The organism is Flaviramulus multivorans (assembly GCF_021728415.1).
Classification (GTDB): domain Bacteria; phylum Bacteroidota; class Bacteroidia; order Flavobacteriales; family Flavobacteriaceae; genus Sabulilitoribacter; species Sabulilitoribacter multivorans.
In genome coordinates this window covers 178526-190240 of the sequence record NZ_JAKKDV010000006.1, presented here as the reverse complement: position 1 = coordinate 190240, position 11715 = coordinate 178526, and the positions used below count along the sequence as shown (strand labels likewise).

Here is an 11715-nt window from a genome sequence, read left to right as displayed (position 1 = left end):
GTTGGGGATTTTTTTTGTGATAAACTAAACTGAAATAAGTAAAAAGCTATTATTAATTAAATAAGACGGACTTTATAGGAAGTTAAGCCTATTAGTTCCGATGGTACTAAATTTGTGAGAGCGTAGAGTCGTTACCTTTTTTAAACCCACTTCATGGAAACATGAAGGGAGTTGTTTTTTATATATCAATATACTTCTAATATTGTAATTTTTTAAGTATTTTATGATATATTGAAAACATAAATATTTCGGAAGTTATTTTTGTTATATTTATTAGAACGAATAATAAATATAAAGGGCATTGAATTCAAAGCGGTTTATTCTTTTAATTACTATTTTTTGTGCCATACTTATATTTCAAGCACAGGAAAGACCGCCTATTCAAGTATATTCTCCAAATGACTATGGTGCAGATAACCAGAATTGGTCTATTTCACAGTCCGATGAAAATACCATTTATGTAGCAAATAATAAAGGCCTTTTAGAGTTTAATGGAGCAAAATGGACTGTTTACCCATCTCCTAATAAGACTATAATAAGATCAGTTAAAGTCATTGATGGTTTTATTTATACTGGTTGTTATAGAGAGTTTGGATATTGGTCAAGGAATGAATCAGGGGCTCTTATTTATTATTCCTTATCTGACAAATTGAATATTTCTTTTCTAGAGGATGAAGAATTATGGAATATTGTTGCCATTGATGATTGGATATTATTTCAATCTTTAAATAGAATTTATATATATAACAAAAGATCAGAAAATTATTCAATTATAGATTCTGAATCGACTATTTATAAAATGTTTAAAGTAAACGAAGGCGTTTATTTCCAAAAGGTAAATGACGGGGTATATGAGATAATAAATGGAAAGGCTAAACTTGTTTCAGATGACATCTTACTCAAAGAAAATTTGTTAGCTAATATTTTTAATTATTATGGAAAACTACTTTTTTTAACCGAAGACAATGGTTTTTTTATTCTTGATAATAATGATCTAAAAAAATGGAATATTTCGGCTGATGATGAGCTTGAAAAGCTCCGGATTTATAGTAGTTTAAGGTTAAAGGATAATAGTTTTTTGCTTGGTACTATTTCAGATGGGATTTTACTTCTTTCTTCAGACGGCGATATTAAACATAAGCTAAATCAAAGTACAGGGCTCAGTAATAACACTACACTTTCAGTTTTTGAGGATATAGAAAACAATTTATGGTTGGGTTTAGAAAACGGAATAAATTGCATTAATATAAAATCCCCTTTAAGTATTTATAATGATGAAGAAGGTAGGATAGGAGCGGTAAATGCATCCGCATTATACAAAGGGAACCTGTATATAGGTACAAATCAAGGATTGTTTTACAAAGAATATAATACTAATAAACCTTTTAATTTTATTAAAGGGACACAAGGTGCTGTTTGGTTTTTGAGTGTAATTAACGGTACTTTATTTTGTGGTCACAATTCTGGAACATATGTGGTAACTGATGATAGAGCAGATTTAATTTCAAATATTCAAGGAACATGGAATATTAAATCAATTGGTAATACTGAATTATTGCTTCAGGGAAATTATACAGGCTTGTATGTTTTAGAGATAGTAGATGGCACTTGGAAAGTAAGAAATAAAATCAAGGGCTTTGATATTTCGAGCCGACATTTTGATTTATATTCAAAAAATTTTGTATTTGTAAGTCATGAATATAAAGGAGTTTTTAAAATAACTTTAAATGATGAATTAACTGAAGCTATAAACATTGAGAAAGTTACTTCTGTTGAAAAAGGAATACATACAAGTTTAGTAAAGTATGAAGGAGATATTTTGTATTCTCATAGAAATGGAATTTTTAAGTATAATGCAACGGATGATGATTTCATTAGAGATTCCATTTACAGTAGACTTTTTGACAAACACGAATATACCTCTGGAAAACTTATTGTTGATAATTCTACTAATAAACTTTGGGCATTATCGCATCATGGATTGAGTTATTTAACACCAAGAAAGCTTACAAATATTCCTAAAATTGATAGAATTCCAATACCGTTTAGTTCGCGAAATGATGTTTTAGGATATGAAAATATAACGCATCTTGAAGATAATAAATTTCTTTATGGAAACTCAAAGGGTTATATAATATTCGATATAAATAAGATTAAGCCGAAACCTTTTTTAGTTTCTATAAATTTAATAACTAAAAGTAAGTTCAAAAATAAAGATTCAATCATTCTTTTAAATAAGTCAATTAAAAGTGAATTAAAATATACTGAAAATAATGTTGAGTTTAATTTTAGTGTGCCTAATTATAACAAATTTTTAGAGCCAGAGTACCAATATAAATTAGAAGGCATTTATAATCATTGGAGCAAATGGTCAACTAAATCTAATGAATTATTTGAAAATTTGCCACACGGGGATTATACATTTAAAGTAAGAGCCCGACTTGGGGATACTATATCTGATAATATTGAAAGCTATAATTTTAGAATTGAAAGACCCTGGTTTATATCTAATAAAATGTTGGTTGTTTATGTTGCACTCGTACTATTGTTTTCATTGTTTATGCATAATATATATAAGCGCTACTATAGAAAGCAGCAAGAAAAGTTGTTACAAAAAAAGCAAAGCCAATTGGAGTTAAAGGAGCTTGAGAATAAGGAGCAGTTAGCAAGGTTTAATAATGAAAAATTAAGGGAAGATATTGAAAACAAAAACCGAGAACTGGCAACGTCAACTATGAGCTTAATTAAGAAGAATGAATTTTTAAATAGTATAAAAAGCGAGCTCAAAAATGTTAAAGATAATAGGGATATATCTAAAGTTATTAAGATCATTGACAAAAACATTAATAACAATGATGACTGGCATCTTTTTGAGGAAGCATTTAACAATGCAGATAAAGATTTTTTAAAAAAGATAAAATCATTACATCCAGAATTGACTTCAAATGATTTAAGATTGTGTGCTTATTTAAGGCTTAACCTCTCGTCAAAAGAAATTGCCCCTTTGCTAAATATTTCACCAAGAAGTGTAGAAGTAAAACGGTACAGACTAAGAAAAAAGATGAATTTAGAGCATGAATCGAGCTTAACAGATTATATTTTAGAAATATAAACTACTACATAAGCAATTATTACCTATACAAGACCACAACATTCTGGTAAAATGCTAAATGGTTACAGCTTAACAAAACCAGGTTTTTTCTAAAAAATCAATATAATAAATAACAATTTCATAAAAAACAGGCATGTTTTTTAAATATGTATATTTTTTGTAGTGGTAAAATTTATCAATTCATCATTTATAGAATGTAATTTTAAGCATACTTAAACTAAACATTTTATGAGACACACGTTATTAAAAATTTTGGCGCTACTCGTAGTTACTTATTCCAGCTCGCAAAACATTACTGTTAGCGGAGTAGTACAAGACGAATCAGGTTTTCCTATTCCTGGTGCTAATGTTATTGTAAAAGGGACAAGTAATGGTGCTAGTACAGATTTTGATGGTAACTTTACTTTAAATGAAGTGAAATCAGGCTCAACTATTTCGATTAGTTATCTTGGGTATATAACAAAGGAAGTAGTGATTGCAGACAACTCCAAACTTACAATACAACTTCAGGAAGACATAGCTCAACTTGATGCTGTAGTAGTGGTTGGTTATGGAACGCAAAAGAAAAAGGATGTTACAGGTGCTGTATCAATTGTAAGTGCCGAAACATTAGAAGATTTAAGGCCCATAGATGCGGCACAAGCTTTACAAGGTACTTCAGCCGGAGTATCTGTAACAGCACCTTCCGGATCACCTGGTGGCGGATTCAATATTTTAATTAGAGGTGTTAGTTCTAACGGCGACAATGGTCCGTTAGTTATTATTGATGGTTACAAAGGAGATTTAAACACCATTAACCCGAGTGATATTGAAACATTTTCGATATTAAAAGATGCTCAAGCTGCTATATATGGTATTGAGGGTGCAAACGGTGTTATTTTAGTAACAACAAAAAGTGGTAAAAAAGGCAGTGTTGCAAAAATTAGTTATAATGGATATACGGGTATACAGCAAACAACTCGCGAATTACCATATTTAAATGCTACCGAATATGCACTTTTATTAAATGAAAGTTATGCTGCTAATGGGCAAACATTACCTTTTCCTAACGTTAGCGATTTAGGAGTTGGAACCGATTGGCAAAGTGAACTGTTTGAAGAAGCACCAATGACAAGTCATAATATTACTGTTACAGGTGGTGGAGAAAAAAGCACTTATTATTTTGGAGGTTCAATTTTAGAGCAAGACGGTATTGTTGCGAGTGATAAATCTAATTTTCAAAGAGCAAATGCTAAAGTAAAACTAGGGTTAGATATAAGCGAAAAATTAAAATTTACAACTTCGGCAAACTATTTTAATAACAAAAGAAAATCTATTGGTGAAAATGCTTTGGGTACACCATTATTTAATGCTTTAAATTATGCGCCAACGTATAGCTTAAATCAAGAAGATGTTTCTGGATTTTTAGGAAATGAAGTAATTAATCCTTTATCTCAAATTGCAAACACTTTTAATGAATATAGTGGTAGTTCTATAGAAGGTACTTTCCAATTAGATTATACGCCAATTGAAGGATTAACTATTACTTCTCGTATTGGTTTAAAAGCATACAATGATAAAGGTAAATCTTTTTCTCCTATAGTTAATTATGGTTCTGGAAAGGTGTTTAACAATGATAGAAGTAGTGTGAATCAATACAGAAATACTTATAATACTTACACATGGGAAACTTTTGCTAATTACAGTAAAACGTTCTTTGAAAACCATAACGCCACCTTTACGGTTGGTACAAGTGCACAACGTGATTGGGGAGATGGATTAAATGCTACAGGTTTTGACGTTCCTAATAATTCATGGGAATTTGCAGATATTTCTTTAGCTAACGGATTAAGTGAAGCTAAAAGTACAGGGTCATTTATTTACGATAATAGATTGTCCTCTTACTTTGGGAGATTTCAATATGATTATAATGGAAAATATTTGTTATCTGCTTTGATTCGTAGAGATGGAGCGTCAGATTTCGCACCAGAAAATAGAACTGATTATTTTTCATCGGTTACTGCGGGTTGGAAAATTTCTGATGAAGCTTTTTTAAAAGATTCTAAAACGATAAACTTTTTAAAGTTAAGAGGAAGTTACGGAAACTTAGGTAATAATGCTGGTGGAGATTTGTACAGAGCACTATTAACTGGAGAAGCAACTTATGTTTTTGATGATGCACTAATTTCTGGTGTAGCTACGGGAAGAATCCCAACTCCTAGTTCGGTTTGGGAATCGGCGGAAAAGCTTGATATAGGTTTGGATGTAAATTTATTTAATAATAGATTAGAAATTGTTGCTGACTATTTTATAGAGGATAGAAATAGATTATTAATTAGCAACTTACCTGTGTCTGGTATTTTAGGGGCATCTGCTCCAGGTGCTGGTTTGCCAACAACAAATGCAGGTTCTACAAGAAATAAAGGAATTGAATTATTTTTAAATTATAAGCAATCATTTTCTGAGGACGTATCATTTGGAATTAGCTACAATGTAACAAAAATTGATGGAGAAGTGACTGAAGTTAAAGATGGTATAATTTCAGAAGGAGGTTCTTTTAGTGTCGGTCAACCAGCTATTGCAAGATTAGAAGTTGGGCAACCTATAGGATACTTTTACGGATTAAAAACAGATGGTATTTTCCAAAACCAAGCCGAAGTGGATGCACATCCATCGCAAGCAGGTTTAGGTTCTGCGGCTTCGCCTGGAGATATTCGTTATGTTGATGTAAACGGCGATGGACAGATTAATATTAATGATAGAACCTATTTAGGAAAGCCACAAGCAGATTATATTATGGGTTTAAACTTAAGTTTTAATTATAAAAACTTTGACTTTGGAACTTATATGTATGCTGAGTTAGGTAAAGAAACCGTAAGAAACTATGAACGTGATCAACCAAATGTAAACCGTTTAAATCTTTATTTAAACAGATGGACAGGTGAGGGTACGAGCAATTCAGTTCCAAGAACAACTATTGGAGCAACTACTAACAAACTGTTTTCGGATTTTTATGTTGAAGATTCTTCGTTCTTAAGAATTCAGAATATTCAATTAGGATATTCTTTACCTCGAGATGTAAATGATAAATTAGGCATAAGCAAGTTTCGTTTATATGCTTCGGTAAATAACGCGTTTACATTTACAAAATACAACGGTTACGATCCTGCAGCTACAAGTGGTTCAGCTATTGGTGGCGGTATAGATTATGGGTTTTACCCAATTTCAAGACAATTTATTTTAGGTTTAAACCTGTCAATATAAAAAATTAGCAATATGAAAAATTATAAAAGTAAAATATCAAAAGGACTCTTTGTAATATTATTAGTGTTCGGAGCTAATTCTTGTGGAGATTCTTATTTAGAAGAAGTAGATAGATATAGTATAGATTCAGAAAGTTATTTTAACTCTGAAACAGATTACTATAATGCACTAGTAGGTGTTTACGATTTATTACAAGCAACCTATGTAAATGTGATGTTAGGTGAAATAGCCTCTGATAACACTTTGTGTGGAGGCGAAAGTCCAACAGATGTTATTGGATTTCAGCAAATCGATGATATGATTCATACACCTGTTAATAGTAACTTAAGAGATATATGGAACTGGATGTATGCAGGTGTAAATCGTGCTAATTTTCTTTTAGAATTTCAAGATAAAACCGATTTTGAAGGAAGAGAAATGATTATAGCAGAAGCTCGTTTTTTAAGAGCATACTATTACTTCGAATTAGTAAAGTGGTTTGGGCCAATACCTGTGAAAGAATCACGATTTGAGTTAGGTGATGAAACTACGATACCGAGATCTCCAGTATCTGATGTATATGCTTTAATTGAAGCCGATTTAAAATATGCTGTAGACAATTTAAATTATACTGCACCAGAAGTTGGACGTGTTACTAAAGGTGCAGCACAGGCGCTTTTAGGAAAAGCATACTTGTACCAAGATAAATTTTCAGAGGCTGCTTCAGTACTCGATAATTTAATTACCAACGGACCTTATGATTTAGTAAGTGATTACGATTCTATTTTTGAACATTCTGGAGAAAATGGTATTGAATCGGTTTTTGAGGTTCAATATACAGATGCCGAAGGTGCTGGATTTGGATGTTTACAATGTAGTGAAGGAAACGTAGCAGTTGGATTTAATGGTATTAGAAATTATTCAGGACCTCTTTTCGATTCTGGGTTTAGTTTTAATGTTCCAACGCAAGAAGTTGTTGATGCTTTTGAAGCTGGAGATTTACGTAAGGATGTAGCAATTCTTGATATTGATAATTGGGCTGCACAAACAGGCGCAACCTTTGGTACAGGAAATGAGCATACAGGATACTTCAATAGAAAATATATTGCAAGAAAAGGTGATTTAAATACAGGTGATCAAAATTTAACTAATCCTAATAATTACAGATCTATTCGTTTTGCTGACGTCTTGTTAATGGCGGCCGAAGCTTATAATCGTGGTAATATTGATGATACTAAAGCTCAAGGGTTCTTAAATCGTGTTAGAGCACGTGCTTTTGGTGATTCTAATCATAATGTAACTTCAACTGGTGCTGCGTTAACAGATGCTATTGCTCATGAAAGACGTGTTGAATTAGTGGGAGAAGGACATCGTTTCTTCGATTTGGTTAGAACTGGTAAAGCTGCTCAAGAAATTGATGGTTTTACAGCAGGTAAAAACGAGGTGTTTCCTATTCCAATTGAAGAAATTCAATTTTCAAATGGTAACTGGCAACAAAATCCAAACTATTAAAAAATAAGACTATGAAAATTTTAAAGTATTCATTCAGATTATTTCTTGTAGCACTTATGGCAATTAGTTGCTCTCAAGAAGATGATAATACAGATTATGTAAAAGCTATCGCTGCTCCAACTAATGTGTCGGCTTCAGTAAGTGTTACTCAAGATAATACAGGACTAGTAACAATTACGCCACTTGGAGAAGGTGTAGTAAGCTTTACAGTAAATTTTGGAGATGGTTCTCCAATCTCTGGTGAAATAAAACCAGGTGGAAGTGTAGAACACACTTATACTGAAGGAAGTTATGAAGCAATAATTACGGCAACTGGCTTAAATGGTTTAACAACGTCAACTACGCAGGCAATAATGGTTTCATTCAAATCACCTGAAAACTTAGTAGTAACAATTGAGAATGATGCTGCTATATCTAAACAAGTGAATGTAACTGCTACGGCAGATTATGCTATGTTTTTTGAAGTGGATTTTGGTGATGGTTCAGATGTAGTTGAAGCTAATATTGGTGAAGCCGCTTCTTATATATATCAAGATGCAGGAACGTATACCATTACGGTTACTGCAAAAGGTGCAGCTATAGAAACCACTTCTTATACTGAAGAGTTTGAAGTTACTGCTATTTTACAGCCATTAGCTTCTGCACCTACACAACCAAATAGAAATTCAGAAGATGTTATTTCTATTTATAGTTCTGTATATACAGATGTTGCCGATACAAATTATTTCCCAGATTGGGGACAAGGAGGTCAAGGAAGCAGTTGGAATGAATTTAATTTGAATGGAGATACTATGCTTCAATATATCAATTTAAGTTACCAAGGTATTGCATTGGCAGATGGTACATCTATAGATGTATCAGGTATGGAATATTTGCATCTAGATGTTTGGACAGCAGAAGGCATAAATCGTATTGAAACATCCTTAATAAATAATGCTTCAGGAACAGTAACAGAAGCACCAGTTTGGTCTGATTTAACTGCGGGTGAATGGACAAGTATTGAAATTCCTATTTCAGATTATACAGACCAAGGATTAACAGTTACTGAGATTTTTCAATTAAAATTTGTTGGAGATCCTTGGGCATCTGGAACAGTATTTATTGATAATATTTATTTCTATAAAGCACCTTCGAGTGTGCCAACAGGATTAGTTGGTACTTGGAAAATGGCTGAGGAAGCTGGAGCCCTAGGTGTAGGACCTGCTGTAGGAGATACAAGCTGGTGGAATTGTGATGCTGGTTGCGTTACTACGAGAGCTTGCTATTATGACGATACATATGTATTTGGAGCAGACGGTTCATTTTCAAATAATTTAGGAAGTGAATCATGGATTGAAGGTTGGCAAGGTGGTGGAGACGCCTGTGGAACACCAGTGGCGCCTTATGATGGTAGTGCATCTGCTACGTATACCTATAACGAAAGTGCTGGTACAGTTACGGTTAATGGTACAGGAGCATATATAGGAATTCCAAAAGCTAATAATCAAGGGGAGCTTCCTAACGTAGCAGTTCCTTCTTCAATAACTTATAATGTATCATTTATAGATGCAAATACGATTTCAGTTTATATTGAAGCAGGTTCAGGAGTATTTTGGCAATTTAAACTGGTTAGAGATGGCGCTGTTGCATCGCCAGTTGCAGGTACATGGCAAGTAGCTTCAGAAGCTGGAGCCTTGGGTGTTGGACCTGCTGTAGGAGATACAAGCTGGTGGAATTGTGATGCAGGCTGTGTTACTACGAGAGCTTGCTATTATGATGATACTTTTGTTTTCGAAACGGATGGGTCGTTTGTAAATAGTCTAGGAAGTGAGTCATGGATTGAAGGTTGGCAAGGAGGTGGTGACGCTTGCGGAACACCAGTTGCTCCGTATGATGGAACAGCATCAGCAACATATGCTTACGATTCAGGATCTGGAACTATAACTATAAATGGAACAGGAGCTTATATAGGAATTCCAAAGGCTAATAACCAAGGTGAGCTTCCTAACGTAGCAGTTCCTTCTTCAATTACTTATAATGTGTCGTTTATCGATGCTAATACTATGTCGGTATATGTCGAAGCGGGTTCAGGAGTATTTTGGCAATTTAAACTAGTAAGAATTTAAAAAACTAAGAAAATGAAAAATATAAAATTTAATATAATATTCGTTCTTTCAGCGGTACTACTAGTATTTGGTTGTCAAGAGGACGATGCATCAATTGGCAGTATTATAGCTCCAACAAATATTACAGTTTCAGCAGAAATTGTAGGAGTTGATGCTTCAAATCCAAATGGAGATGGAAGCGGACTCGTAAATATTACCGCTACAGCGGATAGTGCTATAAGCTTTAAATTCGATTTTGGAGATGGCTTAAGTGAAGTGGCTCCTTCTGGGAAAACAACCCACAGATTTAGTAAAGTAGGTGTAAATACATACACAGTAGTTGTAAATGCTATTGGTACCGGAGGTTTATCATCTAGTACTTCAGTAGATGTTGAAGTGTTCAGTTCTTTTGATGATCCCGAACTTAAGCAATTATTAACAGGAGGTTCTACTAGAACGTGGTATTTAGCGGCGACAGAAATAGGTCATTTAGGAGTTGGTCCTGGTAATTCAGGTGTTGATCCTGAGGGATATTGGTATCCAAAATGGTATGCTGCTCAACCTTTTGAAAAGTGTGGTATAGAAATAAGTGATTGTCTATGTGATGATGAGTTAACTTTTACTTTAGAAGGAAATGGACAATTAACATATCAATTAAATAATAACGGATCTACATTTTTTAATGCTGGCCATCAAGGAGTTGTTGGGCAAAATGCAGGAGAAGATGCCTGTTTTGAGTTTGATACATCGGGTACAAGTTTAGTATCGTTATCGCCTTCATTAACAGACTGGACATTGGTTCCTGATCCTGCTTTTGTAGCTAGAGGAACAACCTTAAATTTTTCTAACGATGCTTTTATGGGTTATTACGTAAGTTCATCAACTTATGATGTTATTTCAGTTTCTGATACGGAATTATATGTTAGAACATTAGATGGAAACGACCCAGTTTTAGCTTGGTACCATAAATTTCAAACAAGTCCTGCAGAGGAAACTTTCGAGACAGTATTTAACAATTTGGTTTGGTCTGACGAGTTCGATACTCCTGGTGCACCTGACGCAAGTAAATGGACTTACGACCTTGGTGCAGGTGGTTGGGGTAACCAAGAATTACAAACCTATACTAATAATGCAGAAAATGTGATTGTTGAAGATGGTTTTCTAAAGATTACAGCAAAGGCTAATGGTTCTGGTTATACATCAGCAAGATTAAAATCTGAAAACTTACAAGAGTTTACATATGGACGTGTTGAGGTAAGAGCAAAATTACCAGCTGCACAAGGTACTTGGCCTGCTATTTGGATGTTGGGAGCGAACTTTGATACCGTTGGGTGGCCTACATGTGGAGAAATAGATATCATGGAGCAAACAGGACAGGATAAAACCAAAACTTCAGGAGCGTTACATTTTCCTGGAAACTCTGCCGGAAATGCTGTAACGTCTGACACTTCAAATACAACTTCTACCACTGAATTCCGTAACTATTCGGTTGAGTGGACAGCTACGGCTATAAAAGTATTAGTAGACGATTCTGTATTTTTAACATTTGCAAATACACCAGACACACCATTTAATGCAGATTTTTTCATGATATTAAATGTCGCTATGGGTGGTACCTTAGGAGGAACTGTAGATCCTGCGTTTACGGAAGATACCATGGAAATTGATTATGTAAGAGTATATCAATAAAATATAAGTAATTATAAAAAGGTCGGTGAAACGCTTTTAACCGACCTTTTTCAACTTTAATAATTTGAAATAAAAAGCTGATTAAAGAGTCTTTTT

General features: G+C 33.6%; 5 protein-coding genes. All 5 read left to right on the top strand.

The window, feature by feature from the left end:
• Positions 1–301 precede the first annotated feature (301 nt).
• The 5 genes from L3X39_RS13350 (at position 302) to L3X39_RS13330 (ending at position 11619) form a co-directional block, all read left to right on the top strand.
• On the top strand, positions 302–3112 hold the full coding sequence (locus tag L3X39_RS13350) for a helix-turn-helix and ligand-binding sensor domain-containing protein (protein WP_237232358.1): 2811 nt from the start codon (positions 302–304) through the stop codon (positions 3110–3112).
• 228 nt (positions 3113–3340) lie between these two features.
• Positions 3341–6355, top strand: coding sequence for a SusC/RagA family TonB-linked outer membrane protein (locus tag L3X39_RS13345; RefSeq protein WP_237232357.1), 3015 nt, complete (start codon positions 3341–3343; stop codon positions 6353–6355).
• Positions 6356–6367: 12 nt separating this feature from the next.
• Positions 6368–7846, top strand: coding sequence for a RagB/SusD family nutrient uptake outer membrane protein (locus tag L3X39_RS13340; RefSeq protein WP_237232356.1), 1479 nt, complete (start codon positions 6368–6370; stop codon positions 7844–7846).
• A gap of 11 nt (positions 7847–7857) precedes the next feature.
• Positions 7858–9951 carry a PKD domain-containing protein gene (locus tag L3X39_RS13335; protein WP_237232355.1) on the top strand — a complete coding sequence of 698 codons (2094 nt, stop codon included), beginning with the start codon at positions 7858–7860 and terminating at the stop codon, positions 9949–9951.
• A gap of 12 nt (positions 9952–9963) precedes the next feature.
• The gene (locus tag L3X39_RS13330) at positions 9964–11619 is read left to right on the top strand and encodes a family 16 glycosylhydrolase (RefSeq protein ID WP_237232354.1); all 1656 of its coding nucleotides are present in this window, start codon (positions 9964–9966) and stop codon (positions 11617–11619) included.
• Positions 11620–11715 lie beyond the last annotated feature (96 nt).